This is a genomic window from Candidatus Rokuibacteriota bacterium, assembly GCA_030647435.1.
Taxonomy (GTDB): domain Bacteria; phylum Methylomirabilota; class Methylomirabilia; order Rokubacteriales; family CSP1-6; genus AR37.
Window position 1 is genome coordinate 1 of record JAUSJX010000007.1, and the last position, 22,242, is coordinate 22,242.

Consider the following 22,242-nt stretch of genomic DNA (forward strand, 5'->3'; position numbering starts at 1 on the left):
CTCGCCATAGAGCGGATGAACTGGCAACCGGATCGTCGCCATCGGCCCGCTCGCGAGCTCACCCGTCCGAGGCCGAAGGGGCTTCGTCGCGTTCTGCTTGGCCTTGGTAGTGCGCTTTGTCTTAGTTTGTCTGGTGCTTCGCAGCGGGCTGCAATTGAATATCCACTTCCACACGCTCGTGCTCGACGGCGCCTTCAGCGAGACTCGACCCGGACACCTCACCTTTCACCCTGCACCCCTCCCGAGCGACGAGGACGTGGCGCACGTCCTCGCCACCGTCCGTGCCCGCGGGGGACGGCGGCTCGCCCGCCGCCAGCTCGAGCCTGCAGATGACCGCGCGCCGCCCGATCCCCTCAGCGAGCCCTCGCCCGGGCTGGCCGGTCTCGTCCGCGCCGCCGTCCAGGGCCGCGTCGCCCTCGGTCCCCGCGCCGGCGCTCGCGTCCGGCGCGTCGGCGACGAGCCGGCGTTGGACCCCGTCAGCTCCCGCGGGCCCCGCCAGGCCCAGCTCGACGGCGTCGATCTCCACACCCGCGTCTGGGTCCCCCCCACCGATCGCGCCCGCCTCGCACAGCTCTGCCGCTACCTCCTCCGCCCCCCGCTCGCCCAGGCCCGCGTCCCGCTCCGGCCCGACGGGCGTGTCCTCGTCACGCTGCAGACGGTCTGGCGCGATGGCACCTCGCCTCGCCTCTTCGAGCCCATCGAACTGCTGGAGACGCTCGCCGCGATCACGCCTCGCCCGGCGATCACCTTGGTGCGCTAGCACGGCGTCCTCGCCCCGCAGGCGCGCTGGCGCTCACAGGGCGTCCGCGACGGCCGCGCGTCCCCTGACGTCACCGTGTGCTCGCTCGAGGCCAGTCCCCGCGCCGCCGGTACCCCGGACCCGTGGACCTGGGCCGCGCTGATGCGCCGCGGGTTCGCTCTCGATGTCCTCGCCTGTCCCCGCTGTGGTGGCCGCCTGCGCGTCATCCCACCGTGCAGGATCCCCTCGCCGGGCAGGCCATCCTCGCCCACCGTGCCCGCTCCGGCGCCCCCGCGCCGCCCGGCCCCGCCCCACCCGCGCCCGCCGCGCCCTCACGGAGCCCGCAGCGCAGTCCGTCTCTCGCTGCTGCCCCGGCCACCCGGCGGCGCCCCCCCGGCCCCGCAGCCGCACCCCTCCGCCCGCTTCCGTGCACTTGCCAGCAGGGCCGGCGTCGGCTAGACTCACTTCTCGCTCACGGTCCGGCGTCGAACCGATCCGTTTTCGCGGAGGTCGCCATGACAGTTTCGCGGCCGCTTGCCCTGCTGCTCTCCCTGGTATCCGTCCTCACATTGCTCGGCACGATGGCCCCAGCCAGGGCGCAGGCGCCTCGGGCCTCGCCGACCTCCCAGCCGTCGCAGACTCCCCAGGCGTCGCAGACTCCAAAATACGGCGGGGTGCTCGTCACCCACCCGCTGTCCGCGACGCCGAGCCTCTCCCCCCACGAAGAGTCCACCGTTGCCACGACGCAGCAGGCCAGCCCCTGCTTCAACAACCTCGTCTACTACGATCCAGCCAAGAAGCAGGAGAGCGTCGACACGCTGATTCCCGAGCTGGCGGAGAAGTGGTCGTGGCAGGACGGCCACCGGAACCTGGTCTTCTTCCTCCGCCGGGACGTCAGGTGGCATGACGGCAAGCCATTTACGTCGCAGGACGTGAAGTACACCTTCGACATGGTGCGCGGGGCGCCCGACGCCAAGGCCAAGCTCAAAGTCAACCCGCGCAAGCTCTGGTTCGAGAACATCGACGCGATCGAGGCGCCGGACTCGTACACGGTGGTCTTCCGGCTCAAGCGTCCGCAGCCGTCGCTCCTCCCCATGCTGGCTTCGGGCTACTCGCCCGTCTACCCGGCGCACGTGCCGCTCGCCGAGTTCAAGAACCGCTGCGTCGGCACCGGGCCGTTCAAGCTCAAGGAGAACAAGCCCGGCGAGTACATCGAGTACGTGAAGAACCCCGACTACTTCGTCAAGGGCCGGCCGTACCTCGACGGGATCAAGTTCGTGGTCATCCGGGACCGCTCGACCCAGATTGCGGCGGTCCAGTCGGGCCAGCTCGACCTGGCGGGCACCGGCTGGAACCGGACGAATGCCGAGGACGCCAAGAAGGGCGCGCCGAAGCTGGTCGTGGTCGAGATGGACAACAACGTCAACGACAATGTCCTCATCAACTTCAAGAAGCCGCCATTCAACGACCGACGGGTGCGGCAGGCGATCAATCTGGCGCTCGACCGCAAGGGGTACCTGGTGGGGCCGCGGCAGGGCGCGGCCACGTTCGGCGGAGCTTTGCTGCCGCGGCCGGCCGGCGTTTGGGGGCTGCCCGCCGTCGAGGTCGCCCGGCTCGCCGGGATGGGTGATCCGGCCAAGCAAAAGGCCGAGGCCAGGAAGCTCCTCGCCGAGGCCGGCTTCGGCCCTGGCAATCCGCTCAAGTTCACGCTGTCCACCCGCGCGCTCGCGCTGTACGTGGACACCGCGAGCTGGATGGTCGACCAACTCCAGCAGATCGGGGTCGAGACCACCCTCGAGCAGATCGAGACCGGGGTCTGGCACCCGAAGATGACCCGGCTCGAGTACCAGGTCGCGCTGAACCTCACCGGCATCGGCATCGACGACCCCGACGCCCAGCTCTTCGAGAACTACCGGTGCGGATCGCAGCGGAACTTCTCCGGCTACTGCTCGGAGGAGATCGACCGGCTCATGGTCGAGCAGTCGCAGACCCTCGATCCGAAGAAGCGGCTCGCGCTGGTTAACGAGATCGATCGAAAGCTCCAGGCGGACGGGGCGCGGCCGATCCTCGGCTGGGCCAAGCAACACTATGTGCTGTGGCCGCACGTCAAGGGCTGGGTCGTGCACGAGAACTCCATCTACAACGTGAGCCGGCGCCAGGACGTCTGGCTGGACAAGTAAAGCAGACGGGGCCGGGCGCCCTCGCCTCCGACCCCGAAGCGCCATGCGTGTCTACGTCTTCAAGCGTCTCGTCATCGCGGGCGTCACCCTCCTGGGGATGTCCATCCTCATCTTCGTCCTCATGCGTCTGGCGCCCGGCAATATCACCGACATCGTTTTCGAGTCGGCCGGCTACGTTGACGAGGCGGACCGCAAGCGCCTGGAGGCGGAGCTGGGAATCGACAAGCCCGTCGCCGTGCAGTACGCGCACTGGCTCGGCGAATTCGTCCGCGGTGATCTCGGCAAGTCGTATCGCTACGACCTTCCCGCGTGGGAGGTGATCAAGCCGCGACTGCCCGTCACGCTGGAGCTGGCGGTGCTGGCCCTCGGCTTCTCGGTGCTTCTCGGCGTGCCGGCGGGCGTGATCAGCGCCACGCGGCGGGGTCGTCCCCTCGACTACGCGCTGCGCGTCCTGTCCCTCGCCGGCCTGTCCATGCCGTCCTTCTGGCTCGGGATGATCGTGATCCTGGTGCTCGTCCGTTCGCTCGGCTTGATCCCGTCGATGACCTACGTCTCGCCATTCGAGAACCTGGGCGCCAATCTGTTCCAGTTTCTCCTGCCGGGGCTGGCGGTGGGCTACCGCAGCTCCGCCCTCATCATGCGCATCACGCGCTCGGCCATGCTCGAGGTGCTGCGGGAGGACTATATCCGGACGGCGTGGGCCAAGGGCCAGCGGGAGACCCAGGTGGTATGGCGGCACGCATTCAAGAACGCCTCGCTGCCCGTCATCACGCTCATCGGCATCGAGTTCGCGTTCCTCATCGGGGGCCTGATCGTCACCGAGACCGTCTTCAACCTGCCCGGCGTGGCGCGCTACCTGGTCGACGCCATCCAGGTCCGCGACTACCCGATCGTCCAGAACCTGGTCATGCTGATCGCGGTGGTGGTGGTGCTGGCCAACCTCGCCGTCGATCTTCTTTACACGTGGCTCGACCCGCGGATCAAGTACGGAAGGGCCTGATGGCAATCCGCGCGCTGGACGTCGCGGTGCCGGCCGCCCTCCCGGAGGAGCGCGGATGGGGTGGCGCCCTCTGGCTGTTCGTGCGAAAGAATCCCCTCGGCGCTGCCGGCGGGCTCTTGATGCTGCTCCTGATCCTCGCCGCCGCCCTCGCCGGGATTCTCGCCACCCACAACCCGATCCGCACCTCGATGCGCGTGCTGGTGGCGCCCGGCGCCGAGTTCTGGCTGGGGACGGACAACCTCGGCCGCGATCTTTGGAGCCGGGTCGTGTACGGCGCCCGCATCTCGCTCCTCGTGGGCGTCTCCTCCACGCTCATGGGAGCGGTGACGGGGGGGCTGATCGGGCTCGTATCGGGCTACGTCGGAGGCAAGACGGACCTGATCGCCCAGCGGCTGATGGACATCATGCAGGCGCTTCCGATCCTGGTCCTGGCCCTGGTCATGGCGGCGGCCCTCGGCCCCTCGCTCATCAATACCATCATCGCCATCTCGGTGGTGATCGCGCCGCGCGCTGCCCGCGTCGTTCGCGCCAGCGTGCTTGCCATCCGCGAATTTGCCTTCATCGAGGCGGCCCGCGCCTTGGGCGTCAGCCATTCGCGGGTCGCCTTCCTTCACATCCTGCCGAACACCTTCGGGCCCTTCGTCGTGCTGGTCACCGCCCAGGTCGGCGGCGCCATCCTGGCCGAGGCGGCGCTCTCGTTCCTCGGACTCGGCATTCCGGAGCCCTACCCGTCCTGGGGGCGGATGCTGTCGATTGCCGCCGCCGAGTACGCTCAGAAGGCGCCGTGGCTCGTGATCTACCCCGGACTCGCCATCAGCGTGGCCGTCTTCGGCACGAACCTGCTGGGCGACGCGCTCCGCGACACGCTGGACCCGCGGCTCCGCGGCTCCTGACGCGCGCCGCGCCCCCGCGTTCTTGACACCCCCCACCCCTTCCGATAGAGTGTGGCGGGTTTGTACCTAAAAGCACAATGTCACGACTCGTCTGGCTGATCCCGCTCTTCCCGCTCGCGGGCGCGCTGGCCAACGCGCTCTTCGGCCGCCTCACCGGACGCTTCGCGCACTGGATCGCCGTCCCCGCGCTGGGCCTGTCCTTTCTCGCCTCGTGCTTCGTCTTCGCGCGCGTGCTCCACGGCGAGACGTACGTGGGCCAGCTCTTTCCATGGATCAGCGCGGGCGGCTTCAAGACGGCGGTCGCGGTGCAGGTGGACCAGCTCTCGGCCGTCATGCTGCTCGTCGTCACCGGCGTGGGCTTCCTGATCCACCTCTACTCCGCCGGCTACATGCACGGGGATGCCGGCTTCGCCCGCTTCTTTACCTACCTCAACCTCTTCGTCTTCTCCATGGTCATGCTGGTGCTGGCGGGCGACTTCCTCCTCCTCTACGTGTTCTGGGAGGCGGTCGGGCTCTGCTCGTACCTCCTGATCGGGTTCTGGTACCAGAAGCAGTCGGCCTCGGACGCGGGCAAGAAGGCTTTCATCGTCAACCGCGTCGGCGACTTCGGCTTCGGCCTCGGCATCATGCTCATCTGGACTACGTTCGGCACGCTCACGTACGGCGAGGTCTTTGCCAAGGCCACCGACGCCGTCGGCGGCGGCACGTACCTCGCGATCGCCTTGCTGCTCTTCATGGGCGCGTGCGGCAAGTCGGCGCAGCTGCCGCTGTTCACCTGGCTGCCCGACGCGATGGAGGGCCCGACGCCGGTGTCGGCCCTGATCCACGCGGCCACGATGGTGACGGCGGGCGTGTACATGGTCGCGCGCTGCCACAAGCTCTTCGAGATGGCGCCGCTCTCGCTCGAGATCGTCGCCTGGGTCGGCGGCTTGACCGCGCTCTTCGCGGCGAGCATCGCGCTCGCGCAGACGGACATCAAGCGCGTGCTCGCGTATTCGACCATCAGCCAGCTGGGCTATATGTTCGCGGCCGTGGGCGTCGGCGCGTATGCCGCCGGCATCTTCCACCTCGTGACCCACGCCTTCTTCAAGGCGCTCCTCTTCCTGGGGGCGGGCAGCGTCATCCACGGTCTCCACGGCGAGCAGGATCTGCGCAAGATGGGCGGGATCGCGCCGCGCATGCTCGTAACCACCGTCACGTTCCTCGTCGGGGCGATCGGCCTCGCGGGCATCCCGCCCTTCGCCGGCTTCTTCTCCAAGGACGAGATCCTGGCCTCGGCATTCCACGAAGGACACGTGGCGCTCTGGGCCGTCCTCCTGCTGGGCGTGCTGCTGACCGCGTTCTACACGGCGCGCGTGGTCCTGCTGGCCTTCTTCGGTTCGCCGCGCATGTCCAAGGAGGCGGCGCACCACATCCACGAGTCGCCGGCTGTCATGACGCTGCCGCTGGCCGCGCTGGCCGTCCTCACAGCGCTCGCGGGCATCGTCGGCGTGCCGTCCTCCCAGGGCACGGCCTTCGCCCGCTTCCTGGCGCCGGTGCTGCCGCTTCACCTGGCGGAGCACGGCGGCGTGACGGCGCTCGCGCTGGCGGCCGTGCCGGTCATGGTGGCCGTGGGCGGCGTCTTCGTCGCGTGGCTCGTCTACGGCCGCGGCCCGGTGGATGCCTCTCGCATCGGCGTGCCGCGCAACGTGATGCACCGGATCGTGCTGAACAAGTACTACGTCGACGAGATCTACGACGCGCTCTTCGTCCGGCCCATCTACCGTCTCTGCCTCTGGTGCGCGCGCGTCGTTGACGTCAAGGTGATCGACGGCCTCGTCAACGGGGTCGCATCGGCCGTCGTCGCATGGTCGCTGGGGCTGCGCCGGATCCAGACGGGCTTCGTGATGAACTACGCGCTCGGGATGCTCCTGGGCGCGGTCGCCCTGGTCGCCTTCCTGCTCGCGGCGCGCCCGTGAGAGCGGTCCTGTCGGCGGTGACCTTCCTGCCCGTGGTGGGCGCCGCCCTCATCTTCGTCCTGCCGCGCCGCTGGGAGGGCATGGTCAAGGTGACCGCCCTCGCAACGAGCATCGTGACCTTCGCGGTCTCGGTGCCGCTGTTCACGCGCTTCGACGCGTCGCTGTCCGCCTACCAGTTCGTCGAGCAACGCGCGTGGATGCCCACCCTCGGCGTCTCGTACCACCTGGGCGTGGACGGGATCAGCCTGCTGCTGGTGCTGCTGACGACCTTCCTGATGCCGCTCGTCCTGCTCTCCTCGTGGCACTCGATCGAGCGACGCTGGAAGGAGTTCGCGATCACGATGCTGCTGCTCGAGACGGGGATGCTGGGCGTGTTCGTGGCGCTCGACCTCTTCCTCTTCTACGTCTTCTGGGAGGCGATGCTGATCCCGATGTACCTCATCATCGGGATCTGGGGCGGGCCCAATAGGGTATATGCCGCGGTCAAGTTCGTGCTGTACACGCTCTTCGGCTCGCTGCTGATGCTGGTCGCCATCCTCGCGCTCTACTTCCTCCACGGGGCGGCGACGGGCGCCTACACCTTCGACCTGCCGGTGCTCGTGCGCTACGTGCTGCCCGCCGGCCGGGCGCAGAACCTCATGTTTCTCGCCTTCGCGCTGGCCTTCGCCATCAAGGTGCCGATGTGGCCGTTCCACACCTGGCTGCCCGACGCTCACACCGAGGCGCCCACGCCGGGCAGCGTGATCCTGGCGGGCGTGCTGCTGAAGATGGGCACGTACGGATTCCTCCGCTTCTGCCTGCCGCTCTTCCCCCAGGCGACCATGACCTTCGCGCCGTGGATGTTCGCGCTGGCCGTGATCGGCATCATCTACGGCGCCTGGGTCTCGACGGTGCAGGCCGACATGAAGAAACTGGTCGCCTACTCGAGCGTCAGCCACCTGGGCTTCGTGGTGCTCGGACTGTTCACGCTGAACCCGCAGGGCATGGTCGGCGCCATCATCCAGATGGTCAACCACGGCCTCTCGACGGGCGCGCTCTTCCTGATCGTGGGCATGCTCTACGAGCGGCGGCACACCCGGCTCATCGCCGACTACGGCGGGCTGTGGAGCGTCGTGCCGGCGCTCTCGGTGATCTTCCTCATCGTGACCCTTTCCTCCATCGGCCTGCCGGGGCTCAACGGGTTCGTGGGCGAGTTCCTCATCCTGGTCGGCGCCTTCCAGGTTCACCGGCCGGCAGCCGTGCTCGCCACGACGGGGATCATCTTCGCCGCCGTCTATCTCCTGTGGATGTACCAGCGGGTGATCTTCGGCGAAGTGACGCATGAAGAGAACCGCCGGCTCCCGGACCTGTCCCTCCGCGAGTGGGTCATCCTGGTGCCGGTGCTTGTCTTCATCGTCTGGATCGGCGTGTACCCGGTCGCGTTCACGGGCAAGACCGAGGCGAGCGTCCAGGCGCTCATCACCCAGGTCCAGACGAAAGCGGCCGCGACGGCCGCGATGGCATCACGATGACAGACTCGATCCTGCTCCCCGTGGTGAGCCTGCGCGTCATCGCGCCGGCCGCGGTGCTGGCGGTGACGGGCTTCGTCCTGATGCTGCTCGATCTCCTGCCGCCGCGGCAGCGCCGCGAGCACATGGCCTTCGTGGGGCTGGCGGGGGTCGCCGCCGCGCTCGTCGCCACGGTGCTGCTCTGGGGCTCGGAAGAGTCCGGCTTTCAGGGCATGGTCGTGCTTGACAACTTCACCCTGTTCCTGACGCTCGTCATCGGGTACGCGACGGGGCTGGTGCTGCTCCTGTCGATCGACTACCTGCAGCGCCTGGGGATGGAGACGGGCGAGTTCTACATCCTCGTGCTGTTCGCCGCCACGGGCATGGTCGTGATGGCCGGCGCCAACGACCTGATCGTCGTCTTCCTCGGGCTCGAGACCATGTCGCTGGCCCTGTACGTTCTGGCGGGCATCTTCCGCACGCGGATCGAGGCGGGCGAGGCCTCGATGAAGTACTTCCTGCTGGGCGCCTTCGCCTCGGGTTTTTTCCTCTACGGCATCGCGCTGATCTACGGCGCGACGGGCTCGACCAACTTCAACAAGATCGGCGCGGCCGTTGCCGCGGGGGCGGCGCGTGACCCGCTGCTCCTGATCGGTTTCGGGCTCCTCCTGGTGGGCTTCGGCTTCAAGATCTCCGCGGTGCCGTTCCACATGTGGACGGCGGACGTCTACGAGGGCGCCCCGACGTCGGTGACGGCATTCATCGCCACCGGATCGAAGGCCGCGGCCTTTGCGGCGCTGGTGCGGGTGCTGCTCGTGGCGCTCCGGCCGCTCCAGGGCGAGTGGGCGTGGCTCTTCTGGGGGCTGGCCGTGCTGAGCATGACCCTCGGCAACGTGGTCGCCATCGCCCAGCAGAACCTCAAGCGCATGCTCGCGTACTCCTCCATCGCCCACGTCGGCTACATGCTGGTCGGCATCGTCGCGGGCGGCTCTTTCGGCAACGGCGGCGTGCTCTTCTATCTCCTCGTGTACACGTTCACGACGGCCGGCGCCTTCGGCGTGATCCTGCTGCTCGAGCGCGGCGGCGAGGAGGCCGTGCGCATCGGGGACACGGCCGGTCTCGCGGCGCGTCACCCGCTGGCGGCGCTCGCGCTGTCCGTGTTCCTTCTCTCGCTGGTCGGCATTCCGCCGACGGCGGGCTTCGTCGGCAAGTTCTACCTGTTCGGCGCCGCGATCCGGTCGGGCTACATCTGGCTGGCGGTCATCGGCGTGCTCAACTCGGCCGTGGCGGCCTACTACTATCTGCGCGTCATCGTCAGCATGTACATGCGCGAGCCGGAAGGGACGCCGACCGTGCTCGCGCCCTCTTTCGCGGGCGCGCTCGCCCTGGTCGTCGCCCTCTGGGGCGTGATTCAGCTCGGGATCATGCCCGCGCCGATTTTCGATCTGGCACAGTCAGCGGTCCTGCCGCTCCTCCGCTAGTGTCCCGACCCAGAAATCCGCTGATGAGGCGCCGGGCGGGGCCGGGGGCCCTCCCCGTGGACCACGCTGACTCGCGCCCCGCTGGAGCGTCTCCTAAGGAGCCACGAGATCCCGGTTGTCGGCTTCGGCAACGCGCAGAAGATACGGGTCCACGGGGAGGGCCCCCGGCCCCACCCGGCTTCGCGCGAGTGGACGCCCCGCTGACTCAGGACGCGAGAAGTCGATCGACGCACAGCGGAGGACGGGGACGGGGGTGCCCTCCCCGGACCCGTATCTTCTGCGGGTCGTCGAAGCGGCGGACTGAAGTCTCGTGGCCCCTGACGAGAAGGGATAGCGGGTTGCGAGTCAGCGTGGTCCGGGGAGGGCACCCCCGTCCCCGTCCACTAATCTGCACGCGAACTTCCGGGACGGAATCCTAATTGGCGATCAGGTTTCCGTACCGCGGCTGGCTCTTCGACCTCGACGGCACCATCTACCTCGGCGAGGCGCTGATCCCCGGCGCGGCAGAGGCCATCGCCGCGCTGCGCGCCGACGGCAGGCGCGTGGGTTTTCTCTCGAACAAGCCGCTCCAGACCCGCGAGGACTACGCCGCCAAGCTCAGCCGCCTGGGGGTGCCGGCCTCGGCCGACGACGTGATCAACTCGTCGCTCGTCCTCGCGCGCCACCTCCGCGCCCTCGACCCCGGCGCGCCGGTTTTCGTCATCGGTGAGCCGCCGATGCTGGCGGAGATGCGCGCGCACGGCTTCGAGGTGCGCGACGACCCACGCGTGCGGTGGGTGGTGATCGCCTTCGACCGGACCTTCACGTACGCCAAGCTCAACACGGCGCTCCAGGCCGTGAAGCAGGGCGCGCGGCTCATCGCGACCAACCCGGACCGCACCTGCCCGGTCGAGGGCGGCGAGATCCCCGACTGCGCCGGCATGATCGCGGCCGTCGAAGCTGTCACCGACCGCAAAGTCGAGGCCATCGTGGGCAAGCCCTCGCCCATCATCCTCGAGGTCGCGCTCCAGGCCCTCGGCTGCCCCGCATCGGACTCCGTCATCGTCGGCGACCGCATCGAGACCGACATGGTCATGGGCAAGCGGATGGGACTCGCGACCATCCTCGTGCTCTCCGGCGTCACGCGCCCCGACGACCCGCGAATCGCCGCGCTCGCTCCCGACCACGTGCTACGATCGGTCCGGGAGCTGATCGCGTGAGCCGGCTGAACGGGATCGATACCGCGACCTTCGACGCCGTCGTGATAGGCGGCGGGATGGCGGGCGCGGGCGTGGCGCGCGACCTGGTCCTTCGCGGCGCTTCGGTCGCCCTCCTCGAAAAGGGCGACTTCGCCTCCGGCACCTCCTCCAAGTCCTCTAAGCTCATCCACGGCGGCCTGCGCTACCTCGAGCTGTTCGACTTCAGGCTCGTCCGCGAATCTCTCCGCGAGAAGAAGACGCTCGAGCGTCTGGCGCCGCACCTCGTGCGCCCGCTGCCCTTCCTGGTCCCGGTCTACCGCGGCTCCAAGCGCGGGCTCATCACCGTTCGCATCGGCATGTGGCTCTACGACCTCCTGACGCCGGGCAGGAAGCGGGAGCGCTTCCGCGTGGTCCGGGCGGTGGACGCGCTCGCCCTCGAGCCGTCCATCCAGGCGCGGGACCTCCGCGGGGCCGGCTACTACTTCGACGACCTCCTGCTCTTCCCCGAGCGGCTCTGCCTCGAGAACGCGCTGTCCGCCGCCCGCCACGGCGCCCGCGTGCACAACTACTGCGAGGTGGAAGAGGTCACGCGCGGCTCCGGGGGCATCGACGGCGTGCGGGTGCGCGATCTCCTGACCGGCCGGGTGCACGCCGTGCGCGCCCCAGTCATCGTCAACTGCGCCGGGCCCTGGGTCGACCGCCTGCGGGAGCTGGCGGGCGTGAGCGAGGCGGGTCGATCCATCCTCCGGACGACCAAGGGCATCCACTGCATGCTGCCGCGCATGACGGACCGGGCCGTCTACCTCTCGACGGGCGACGACCGCATGATCTTCGTGATTCCGTGGCGCGAGTTCTCCATGGTCGGCACCACGGACACCGATTTTGACGGCGACCCGGACCGTCTCTGGGCCACGCGCGAGGAGGTCGAGTACCTGCTGGATGCCGTTCGCCCGGCGCTGCCCGACCCGCGCGTGGCCTTCGACCAGGTCGTCTATACGTGGGCCGGGGTGAGGCCGCTGGCCTTCGAGGAGGGCGCCTCCGCCTCCAAGGTCTCCCGCGACCACAAGGTCGTGGTCGAGGGACCGGAAGGCCGCTTCCTCTCCATCACGGGCACCAAGCTGACCTGCTTCAGGAGCCTGGCCGAGGAGGTCGGGGATCGCGTGATGAGGTCGCTCGGCCGCCGGGCGCCCTCGCGGACGGCCGGGCTCACGCTCGACGGGCTCGACGACGAAGCCGGCAAGGTCGAGGCGCGGGCGTGGCTGGACGTGTCCGAGGAGATCGCCGCGACGGGGCTGTCGCGCGAAACCCTCCAGATCCTCGTCGAGACCTACGGCCGCGGCTACCCGCGCGTGCTCGAGCTGGCGAAGAAGCTTCCCGATGGCACCGCGCGGCTGTGCCCCTACAACCCCGAGATCGTGGCCCAGCTGCACCATGCGGTGGCCGAGGAGATGGCCGTCTCGCTCCAGGACTTCCTCCTCCGGCGCACCGCCATCGGCCAGAGCGCCTGCCTCGGCCTCGACTGCTACGAGACGATCGGCTCGCGCATGGGCGCGCTCCTCGGCTGGTCCCCCCGCCGGCTCGACGCCGAGCTCGACGCCTACCGCGGCTGCGTGGACCGGAGCCTGAGGTTCCGAGGCCCCTGATTCGTGCTATAGTCCCTCCCGCTTGGCGCAACGATGCGCAAACTTCACGAGCCCGCAACGCGATCGATACACGCCACCGGTAGCATCACGGGCGTCGGCATCCCCATGGATTCACCCCTGACGAGGAGGACAGCCATGCCACGTACCACGACCCTCTTGCGCTCGGCCACGTGGGCCTGCGCCCTGTGGGCGGTGATTGCCCTCGCGCCCGCGCCGGTCTCGGCCAAGACCGAGATCCACTTCTGGCACGCGATGACCGGCCAGTTGGGCGACGCCACCAACGAGCTCGTGAAGCAGTTCAACGAGAGCCAGTCGGAGTACGAGGTCAAGCCGCTCCGCAAGGGCTCCTATTCCGAGACGCTGACCGCGGCCATCGCCGCCTACCGGCAGAAGCAGGCGCCGCACGTCGTCCAGGTCTTCGAGGTCGGCACGCAGACCATGCTGCTGTCCGGCGCGGTCCTCCCCGTGTACCAGCTGATGAAGGAGCAGGAGATCGCGGTCGAGTGGAAGGACTTCATCGCGCCGGTCGTCGGGTACTACTCGAAGGACGGCAACCTCTATTCCATGCCGTTCAACTCCTCGACGCCGATCTTCTACTACAACAAGGAGGCCTTCCAGAAAGCGGGGCTCGACCCGTCGAAGCCACCGCAGACCTGGAAGCAGGTCGAGGAATACTCGAAGAAGATCATCGCCGCGGGCGCGGCCAAGTGCGGCTTCTCGACGGGCTGGCCGTCGTGGACGATGGTCGAGAACATGCACGCCTGGCACGATCAGCCCTTCGCGACCAAGCGCAACGGGTTCGAAGCGGTCGACGTCCAGCTCCTGATCAACAAGGAGTTCGGCGTGATGCACCTGGGCCGGCTCGCCGCCTGGCAGAAGGACAACGTCTACTCCTACGGCGGGAGGGCGGGGACGGCCGACCCCAAGTTCGTCAACGGCGAGTGTGCCATGTACATCCAGTCCTCGGCGCTCATCGGCGGTTTCACGCGCGGCGTCAAGTTCCAGTGGGGGACGGGACAGCTGCCGCACTGGGGCCCGCCCTACAACAAGGCAACCTCCATCATCGGCGGCGCCACGCTCTGGGTGATGAAGGGCAAGCCGGCCGCCGAGAACCGCGGCACGGCCAAGTTCCTCAAGTTCCTCTCCGAGAGCAACCAGCAGATGTGGTGGCACGTCACCACCGGCTATCTCGCGATCTCCAACACCGCCGTGAAGAATCTCGAGGCGGGCTACCACTTCAAGAAGTTCCCGGACCAGTTCACGGCCTTCGCGCAGCTGACCAAGGGGAAGGCGACCGCGAACAGCCAGGGGCTGCGGCTCGGCAACTTCGTCCAGATCCGTGACGTCATCGAGGCGGAGATGGAGAACATCTTTGCCGGCAAGAAGACGTCCAAGCAGGGACTCGACGCCGCCGTCGCCAAGTCGAACGAGATCTTGAAGGAGTTCGCGGCGGCCAACAAGCAGTAGCCGCCCGCGCCCGACGCATGCAGCGGACGGTCTTCAGGAGCCGGTGGCTGCCATACCTGCTGGTGTTCCCGCAGATGGCGGTCACCGTCGTGTTCTTCTTCTGGCCGGCGTTCAAGTCGCTGCAGCTGTCGGTCTACCGGGTAAATCCCTTCGGCGACAGCACGCGCTTCATCGGGCTCGAGAACTTCGCCAAGCTCCTGGGCGACCCCGAGTACTACCGGAGCGTCGTCAACTCCATCCTCTTCGCCGGGAGCGTGACCGTGCTTGCGGTGGCGGGGTCGCTGTTGATGGCGGCGCTGGCCACGCAGAAGATCCGGGGCCTCTCGGCGTACCGGACCCTGCTGCTCTGGCCCTACGGCATCGCGCCGGCGGTGGCGGGCATCATCTTCCTCTTCATCTTTCACCCCACCTACGGCGTCCTGCCGTATTTCCTGTCCTTCATCACGGACTACGAGTTCAACTGGCTGCTGAAGGGTTGGGTCGCCATGGCCCTGGTGGTGACCGCGACCGCGTGGACGCACCTCGGCTACAACATCGCCTTCTTCATCGCGGGGCTCCTCGCCATCCCCGGCGCCGTGCTCGAGGCGGCCGACGTTGACGGGGCGGGGCCGCTGCGCCGCTTCACGAAGATCGCCTTCCCGCTGGTCTCGCCCATCACCTTCTACCTCGTGGTCCTCAACATGGTCTTCGCCTTCTTCGAGTCCTTCGGCGTCATCGACGCCGTGACGAAGGGCGGGCCCGGCGACGCGACGATGATCATGGTCTACAAAGCCTACAAGGACGGCTTCATCGGGCTCAACGCGGGCTCGTCGGGGGCGCAGTCAGTCATCCTGATGGCCTTGGTGATCGGCTTGACCATGCTCCAGTTCAAGTACGCAGAGAAGAAAGTGACATACCGGTGAGCGCCGTCGGCGCCGGGCAGCTCGAGCAGGCGCGGGTGCGGGCCGGCGCCGTGGTCGCGCAGCGGAAGAAGCCGTTCCCGTGGCAGAGGGCGATCGTCCACGCGCTGCTCGTCGCCTGCATCGCCGTGGTCGTCTTCCCGCTCTACTACGCGTTCGTGATCTCGACCCAGGATATCCAGGAGGTCGTCCAGCGGCCGCCACGGCTCTACCCGTCTTTGCACCTCCTCGAGAACTACGCGGAGGCCTGGCGCAAGGCCCACATGGGCCGGATGCTCTTCAACAGCTTCGTCATGGGGGTGACGGTCGCGGTGGGCAAGATCGTCATCTCCATCCTGTCGGCCTTCGCCATCGTCTACTTCGACTTCCGCGGGCGCATGCTCTGCTTCTGGATGATCTTCCTCACGCTCATGCTCCCCGTGCCCGTCCGCATCATGTCCACCTACGAGGTCGTCGGCACCCTCGGCTGGATCAACACCTACCAAGGGCTGACCATCCCGCTGATGGCCTCGGCGACCGCGACCTTCCTCTTCCGGCAGTTCTACATGACGATCCCGAACGAGCTCGCCGAAGCCGCGCAGCTCGACGGCGCGGGGCCCATGCGCTTCCTCTTCCAGTTCCTCCTGCCGCTGTCGTGGGCGAACATCGCCGCGCTGTTCGTCGTCCTCTTCATCTTCGGCTGGAACCAGTACCTCTGGCCTCTCCTGATCACCAACAGCGAGGCGATGCGCACCGTGGTCATCGGGCTCGAGGGGCTGATCCCGCGGAGCGGCACGGAGCTGCCGACGTGGAACCTCATCATGGCCGGTGCTATGATGGCGCTCCTGCCGCCGGTGGCCGTCATCATCTTCATGCAGCGCTGGTTCGTGAAGGGCCTCGTCGAGAGCGAGAAATAGCATGCGTACTTTGCTCGTGATGGGCTGGGCGCTGGGCGCTGTTGCCGTGATCGCGGGATCCGCCGGCGCGCAGGACAAGCCCGCGACGCTCCTCGCCGCGCACCGGGGCGGGTCGCTGCTCTGGCCCGAGAACAGCCTGCTCGCGTTCCGGAACGCGGTGGCCCTGGGCGCGGATTTCATCGAGTTCGACGTGCACCTCTCGAGGGACGGCGAGGTCGTGGTCATTCACGACCCGACGCTGGAGCGCACCACCACGGGAGCAGGTCCAGTCAAGGACCGCACGGTGGCCGAGCTCAAGGCGCTGCGCCTCAAGGACAGGACGGGCGCGCTGACGGAGGAGACCGTGCCGACGCTCGACGAGGTCGCGGCCGTGGCGGCGAAGGGCAAACGGCGCATGCTCCTCGAGATCAAGGTCGACCCGTCGCGCGCGCGCTACCCGGGCATCGAGGAGAAGGTGCTGGCCATCCTCGACCGCCACGGCATGGCCGGGGCGACAGTCGTCATGGCCTTCGAGGCGTCCACGTGGCGGCGTGTCCGCGAGCTGCGCCCCGACGTCGCGACGTGCGCGCTCTACTCTGCGCGCATGCTTGGACGGACGTCGCTGGCGGAGGAGCTCCAGACGCTGGGCTCAGCGGGCGTTCGCTTCATCGGAGTCGAGCACACCGCGGTGGACGCGGCGGCGGTGGCGCAGGCCCGCGCGGCCGGCATCGGGCTCGGCGCCTGGACGGTGAACGACCCGGCGAGCATGAAGCGTCAGATCGACGCCGGCGTCGCCATCCTCATCACCGACCAGCCTGACGTCGCCAAGACCCTTCTCGGGCGATGACGGCGCGCCGGTTCGTCCTGGCGCTGGACCAGGGCACGACGGGCTCCCGCGCGCTCGTCGTGGACCCCGACGGTGCGGTCCGGGGGAGCGGTTACGTCCTCCTGCCGCAGTACTACCCCAAGCCGGGCTGGGTCGAGCACGACGCCGAGGAGATCTGGCAGACCACGACTCAGGCCATCGGCCAGGCCCTCGCCGCGGCGCGCGTCGCGGTCGCGGACATCGCGGCCATCGGTATCACCAACCAGCGCGAGACTTCAGTGCTGTGGGAGCGCGCCTCGGGCCGCCCCGTGCACCGCGCTATCGTGTGGCAGTGCCGCCGGACGGCGCCCTTCTGCGAGCGCCTCAAGTCCGAAGGGCACGAGGCCGAGTTCAGGCGCAAGACCGGCCTCATGCTCGACCCGTACTTCTCCGGCACCAAGATCCGCTGGCTGCTCGACGAGGTGCCGGGGGCGCGGCAGCGCGCCGAGCGCGGCGAGCTCTGCTTCGGCACCGTGGACTCGTGGCTCCTCTGGCGGCTCACCGGCGGCGCCGTGCACGCCACGGACCCGTCCAACGCCTCGCGGACGCTCTGCTACGACATCCGCGCGCTCCGCTGGGACGAGGCGCTGTGCGAGGCGCTCGGCGTGCCGGCGGCGCTCCTGCCGGAGGTCAAGCCGTCCGCCGGCATTTTCGGCGAGACGGCCGCGGGCATCCTGCCCGCCGGGATCCCGGTGACGGGGATCGCCGGGGACCAGCAATCGGCGCTCTTCGGCCAGTGCTGTTTCGAGCCCGGCATGGCCAAGAACACCTACGGCACCGGCTGCTTTCTTCTGTTGAACACGGGCGACAAACCGGTCGCGTCCGAGCGCGGCCTCCTGACCACCGTCGCCTGGCAGCTCGACGGCGCGGTGACCTACGCGCTCGAGGGCAGCGTGTTCATCGGCGGCGCCGTGGTCCAGTGGCTCCGCGACGGCCTGGGCATCATCGGGAGCGCGGCCGAGACCGAGGGCCTGGCCGCGTCGGTGCCCGACACGGGCGGCGTCTACCTCGTTCCGGCCTTCACGGGCCTGGGCGCGCCCTACTGGGACCCGTACGCGCGCGGCGTGCTTGTCGGGCTCACCCGCGGGACCACCAAGGCGCATATCGCGCGCGCCGCGCTCGAGGCGATCGCCTACCAGAACCGCGACGTGCTCGACGCCATGACGCTCGAGGCGGGCGCGCCGCTCCAGGCGCTGCGCGTGGACGGCGGCGCCGCGGCCAACAACTTTCTCTGCCAGTTCCAGGCCGACGTGCTAAACGTCGAGGTGCTCCGCCCCGCCGTCACCGAGACGACGGGGATGGGTGCCGCGTTCCTCGCCGGGGTGGGCGCCGGGCTGTGGAAGACGGGCGACCTGGCGAGCCGCTGGCGCCTCGAGCGCCGCTTCACGCCGTCGGCGGTCACTTCGTCTCGCGAGGCGGGCTATGCCGGCTGGCGCCGGGCAGTCGAGCGCGCCCGGGGCTGGGCGGAGCCGTAACTATATCCTCGAGCTGGCCGAGAGCCACTTGACACGAACCCTCTTCCGGCAGATTCTCGAACGCATCGAGCGGCTCCCGCGACGGAGTCCGAAGTGCTGAACCATTATAAGGAGGCATGCGCACCGTGACTCGAGCAAGCGTACAACCGGGCGAACCAGCGCCAGACTTTGCGCTCCCGGCCGTCCATCGGGCGGGGGATGTGTCGCTGGCCGATTACCGCGGCCGGAGCCCGGTTCTTCTGGTGCTCCTGCGCGGTTTGTACTGAGCGTTCTGCCGGCGCCAGCTCGTCGAGCTGGGACGGACCGCGGCGAAGCTCAAGGAGCTCGGTGTCGAGACGCTGGCGGTCGTCGCGTCGCCGGCCGAGCGCGCCCGCCTCTACTTCCGCTACCGGCCGGTGCCGCTCGCGACGGCCGCCGACCCCGACCTCCTCACGCACAGGGCCTTCGGCGTTCCGAATACTTCGATGACGCCGGAGATCTGGGAGACGATCGAGGCGAAGGCGAACGAGCTGGCCCGCAAGCTGAGCGTACCCGTGCAGGCCGGCCAGGCCTACGCCGCGATCGACGGGCTGGACGGCTTCGAGAAGGTCGAGACCGACGACACTGATATGCAGCGCCACCAGGAACAATTTACCGGCCATTTCCTGCTCGACCGCGACGGGGTCGTGCGGTGGGCGAGCATCGAAGGCGCCAACGCCGGCCTCGCCGGCCTCCCCCTTTTTCCCACCGACGAAGAGCTGATGGCGGCGGCGCGGGCGCTGTGATGCCCGGGGGCGATCGGCCCCCCTGCTCCGGACGGTCGCGGCCATGACGTGTCCGGGCTGCGGCTTCGAGGCGCAATCGGACTTCGCGTTCTGTCCCAAGTGCGGGTGCAAGCTGCCCGCTGCATGCCCGGCGTGCGGCTTCGCCTGCGCGTCCGACTTCGCCTTCTGCCCGAAGTGCGGCGCGGCGCTCTCGGCTCCCACCGCCGTCGCGCCACCGCCACGCACGGCGGCGCAGCAGCCGGCGCCCACGCCGGCTCCGGCGGCGGACCGCGACGCCGATCGCCGCCGTGTCACCGTGCTCTTCGCCGATCTCACCGGGTTTACCGCGCTCAGTGAGCGACTCGACCCGGAGGACGTGCGTGCGTTCCAGAATGACCTGTTCCGGATGATGGCTGAGGAGATCCAGCGGTTCGACGGCTTCGTCGAGAAGTTCGTGGGCGACGCAGTCATGGCGGTCTTCGGCGCCCCGGTGGCGCACGAGGACGATCCGGAGCGGGCGCTGCGCGCCGGCCTCGCGCTCCTCGAGCGGATCCGGGCGCTCAGCCGCCAGTGGGAGCCGCGCCTCGGTGAGCCGGTGACGCTGCACATCGGCATTAACACGGGACCCGTGGTCGCCGGGAGCCTCGGGACCCCCGCCGGCGGCGCGTACGCGGTGACCGGCGACACGGTCAACACGGCGGCACGCCTGCTCGCCGCCGCACCGCCCGGCACGATTCTCGCGAGTGAGAGCACATACCGGATGGCGCAGCAGCGCTTCGCCTTCGAGCCGCTCGGCGATCTCGCGCTCAAGGGCAAGTCGGACGCGGTCCGCGCCTATCGCGTGCTCGGCGTGCTCGCGGGTCCGCGGCCCACCCGCGGTCTGGAGGCGCTCGGGCTCGTGGCGCCGCTGATCGGCCGGGACGATGAGGTCGGCCTGCTGCTCGCGGCGTTCGAGCGGATGACACGCGGGCGGGCCCAGGTCGTGAGCCTCGTCGGCGAGGCCGGCGCGGGCAAGTCGCGGCTCCTCGCCGAATTCTTTGGGCGCCTCGAAACGGATGGACGCCTCGCCGGCGTGACGGTTCGCCGCGCCGCCTGCTCCTCGCTCGGCGAGCAGCCCTACGGCGTGTTCGCGACCTTCCTGCGTGACGCCTACGGGATCTCCACGTCGGACACGCTCGAGGTCGCGCGGCGGAAGCTCGTCGAGGGGCTGCAGGCCATCGGAGCGAGCGGCGCGGAGGCGGAAGGCGTGGCGCCGCTCGTCGGCTACGTGCTCGGCCTCGAGTCGGGCGAGCGCGTGCCCGAGGTCGAGCCCGAGCAGCTCCACCGACAGATCGTCTTCGCCGCGCGGACCGTGTTCGAGCGGCGCCTGGCGCAGAGCCCGCTCGTGCTCGTCGTCGAGGATCTCCAGTGGGCGGACGCGGCCTCGGTGGAGCTGCTGCGCCAGGTCGTGGACCGGCTCGACGATCGGCCCCTCATGCTCGTGGCGTCACTGCGGCCCCAGTCGGGTGACCGGCCGCTGGCGCTGAGCCGTGCCGCGCACACGATCATCCGTCTGGCGTCGCTCTCCGACACGGAGACCGAGGCGCTTCTCGCCGGCCTCTTCGGCGCCTCGTCGAGTGTGATGCCGGCGGGGCTCCGCGCGCGCATCGTGACGCGCGCGGGAGGCAACCCGCTCTACGTCGAGGAGGTCGTCCGCGCCCTGATCGCCGACGGTGTGCTCGCGCGGGACGGGGACCGCTGGACGTGCCGGGCGGCCGGTACTGCGGTCGAGGTCCCGGTCACGCTCCAGGCGCTCCTCCTCTCCCGACTCGATCGCCTGCCGTCCGACGAGCGGCGCCTCATCCAGGAGGCGTCGGTGCTCGGGCCGGTCTTTGACGAATCGCTGCTCCGCACGGTGGCGACTGATCCGCTTGGTGTCGAGGCGCGCCTCGACCGATTGCTGGACGCGGGGCTGCTCCGAGAAATCGGACGTGACGCAGCGGGCCGGCGACATGGGTTCGAGCACGCGCTCGTCCAGGAGGTGCTCTATCAGAACCTCCTCGTGAGTCGGCGTGTCGAGCTGCACGGGCGTGCGGGCACAGGCCTCGAACGCGCCTGCGGCGACGCCCCGGAGCGCCTGGAGGACATCGAGGCGCTCGGCCACCATTTCAGCCTGAGCGCCGACCGCGCGCGCGGGGTGCGCTACCTCACGGCCGCGGGGGACTGGGCGCGCGCGATCTACGCGAACGACGACGCGGTGCGGCACTATGCGCGCGCGCTCACGACGCTCGCCGAGTGCAGGGATTGCGAACGCGACGTTCTCGTCGTGCGCGAGCGCCTCGGCGATCTGCTTGGGCCCATGGGCCGCCGGGCCGACGCGCTGGCGCACTACGAGGGGGCGCGGGCGGGCTGGGCGACGGCGGCGGACCACCCGGCGCAGGCGCGGCTGCTGCGGAAAGTCGCCGCGCTGCGCTGGGACGCCGGAGAGCGCGACGCCGCCCAGGCCTGTCTCGACGCCGCACTGGAGCTCCTCGATGGCCCGGAGCACATTGAGCGTGCGCACGTCTGCCAGGAGATCGGGCGCTTGGCGTTTCGCAACGGCGACAACGAGCGCGCGATCGAGTGGGCGGAGCGGGCGCTGGCACAGGCCGAGCGGGTGACTGCGGCGGCCGGTGCGGACGCGGAGGAGGTGCGCGAAGGAGCGACCGCGATCGCCCAGGCGTGCACCACGCTCGGCGTGGCACTCGCGCGCACCGGGCACCTCGAGGAGGCGGTGCGGCACACCGAGCGGAGTGTCGAGGTCGCGGAGCGTCACGGCCTGCTGCGCGCGGCGTGTCGCGGCTACACGAACCTCGGCGTGCTCTACAGCACGCTCGATCCCGGCCGGGGGATCGAGACGTGCCAGCGCGGCCTCGAGACCGCGATGAAGATCGGCGACCTCGGGTTCCAGTCGCGACTCTATGCGAACCTCGCCGTCGCGTTCTGTGCGCTGACCAATCGCTGCGAGTCGGAGGGCGTGGTGGCCGCGCAGGCAGCGATCGACCTCGACCGGCGGCTGGGCCAGGTCGACCATCTCGCGATTCCGCTGATCGTGCTGGGGCAGATCTATCAGTGTCACGGCGGCAATCCCGCACGAGCGCTCGAGTGCTATCGCGAAGCGCAGACCCTCGCCGAGGCGGCGGGCGAGCCGCAGCTGCTCTTCCCTTGCTACGATGGTCTCGCCACGCTGTATCTCGAGATGGGCGATGAGGTCCAGGCCGAGCGCTTCATGCAAAAGGCACAGGCCGTCTGCGAGCGCACCGGCGTCAGCCCGGACTCGCTGGTGATTTTGCCGTTTCTCGATTAGGATCCGGTCCGAAATCCCGGATAAGGAGGCGTCC

The 22,242-nt window shown here is 69.2% G+C and carries 15 protein-coding genes and 1 pseudogene; all 16 read left to right on the forward strand.

Annotated elements, in window-relative coordinates:
• Nucleotides 1–133 precede the first annotated feature (133 nt).
• Complete coding sequence (locus tag Q7W02_00980; GenBank protein MDO8474764.1) at nucleotides 134–760, forward strand: transposase; 627 nt, start codon at nucleotides 134–136, stop codon at nucleotides 758–760.
• A gap of 494 nt (nucleotides 761–1,254) precedes the next feature.
• Nucleotides 1,255–2,919, forward strand: coding sequence for an ABC transporter substrate-binding protein (locus Q7W02_00985; GenBank protein MDO8474765.1), 1,665 nt, complete (start codon nucleotides 1,255–1,257; stop codon nucleotides 2,917–2,919).
• 43 nt (nucleotides 2,920–2,962) lie between these two features.
• On the forward strand, nucleotides 2,963–3,919 hold the full coding sequence (locus tag Q7W02_00990; protein MDO8474766.1) for an ABC transporter permease: 957 nt from the start codon (nucleotides 2,963–2,965) through the stop codon (nucleotides 3,917–3,919).
• A complete protein-coding gene (locus Q7W02_00995) occupies nucleotides 3,919–4,812 on the forward strand; it encodes an ABC transporter permease (protein MDO8474767.1) in 894 nt (297 codons plus the stop codon). Before Q7W02_00990 ends, Q7W02_00995 begins: the two co-directional genes overlap by 1 nt.
• A gap of 77 nt (nucleotides 4,813–4,889) precedes the next feature.
• Nucleotides 4,890–6,770 carry an NADH-quinone oxidoreductase subunit L gene (gene nuoL / locus Q7W02_01000; protein MDO8474768.1) on the forward strand — a complete coding sequence of 627 codons (1,881 nt, stop codon included), beginning with the start codon at nucleotides 4,890–4,892 and terminating at the stop codon, nucleotides 6,768–6,770.
• On the forward strand, nucleotides 6,767–8,281 hold the full coding sequence (locus Q7W02_01005) for an NADH-quinone oxidoreductase subunit M (GenBank protein MDO8474769.1): 1,515 nt from the start codon (nucleotides 6,767–6,769) through the stop codon (nucleotides 8,279–8,281). Before nuoL ends, Q7W02_01005 begins: the two co-directional genes overlap by 4 nt.
• Entirely contained in the window at nucleotides 8,278–9,738 is a 1,461-nt protein-coding gene (locus tag Q7W02_01010; GenBank protein MDO8474770.1) for an NADH-quinone oxidoreductase subunit N, read from the forward strand. The genes Q7W02_01005 and Q7W02_01010 overlap by 4 nt, the downstream gene beginning before the upstream one ends.
• Before the next feature lie 419 nt (nucleotides 9,739–10,157).
• Nucleotides 10,158–10,937: an HAD-IIA family hydrolase gene (locus tag Q7W02_01015; protein MDO8474771.1), complete on the forward strand. Its 780-nt coding sequence runs from the start codon at nucleotides 10,158–10,160 to the stop codon at nucleotides 10,935–10,937.
• On the forward strand, nucleotides 10,934–12,559 hold the full coding sequence (locus Q7W02_01020) for a glycerol-3-phosphate dehydrogenase/oxidase (protein ID MDO8474772.1): 1,626 nt from the start codon (nucleotides 10,934–10,936) through the stop codon (nucleotides 12,557–12,559). Before Q7W02_01015 ends, Q7W02_01020 begins: the two co-directional genes overlap by 4 nt.
• A 135-nt stretch (nucleotides 12,560–12,694) precedes the next feature.
• The gene (gene ugpB / locus Q7W02_01025; protein ID MDO8474773.1) at nucleotides 12,695–14,026 is read left to right on the forward strand and encodes a sn-glycerol-3-phosphate ABC transporter substrate-binding protein UgpB; all 1,332 of its coding nucleotides are present in this window, start codon (nucleotides 12,695–12,697) and stop codon (nucleotides 14,024–14,026) included.
• Between the two features lie 17 nt (nucleotides 14,027–14,043).
• Nucleotides 14,044–14,928, forward strand: a complete 885-nt coding sequence (locus Q7W02_01030; protein ID MDO8474774.1) for an ABC transporter permease subunit — start codon at nucleotides 14,044–14,046, stop codon at nucleotides 14,926–14,928.
• 92 nt (nucleotides 14,929–15,020) lie between these two features.
• Nucleotides 15,021–15,821, forward strand: a complete 801-nt coding sequence (ugpE, locus tag Q7W02_01035) for a sn-glycerol-3-phosphate ABC transporter permease UgpE (protein ID MDO8474775.1) — start codon at nucleotides 15,021–15,023, stop codon at nucleotides 15,819–15,821.
• Nucleotide 15,822: 1 nt separating this feature from the next.
• Nucleotides 15,823–16,647, forward strand: a complete 825-nt coding sequence (locus tag Q7W02_01040; protein ID MDO8474776.1) for a glycerophosphodiester phosphodiesterase family protein — start codon at nucleotides 15,823–15,825, stop codon at nucleotides 16,645–16,647.
• Nucleotides 16,644–18,140, forward strand: a complete 1,497-nt coding sequence (glpK, locus tag Q7W02_01045; protein MDO8474777.1) for a glycerol kinase GlpK — start codon at nucleotides 16,644–16,646, stop codon at nucleotides 18,138–18,140. The genes Q7W02_01040 and glpK overlap by 4 nt, the downstream gene beginning before the upstream one ends.
• Nucleotides 18,141–18,421: 281 nt before the next feature.
• Nucleotides 18,422–18,904, forward strand: a pseudogene (locus Q7W02_01050) (alkyl hydroperoxide reductase).
• A 43-nt stretch (nucleotides 18,905–18,947) separates the two neighbouring features.
• A complete protein-coding gene (locus Q7W02_01055; GenBank protein MDO8474778.1) occupies nucleotides 18,948–22,208 on the forward strand; it encodes an adenylate/guanylate cyclase domain-containing protein in 3,261 nt (1,086 codons plus the stop codon).
• Nucleotides 22,209–22,242 lie beyond the last annotated feature (34 nt).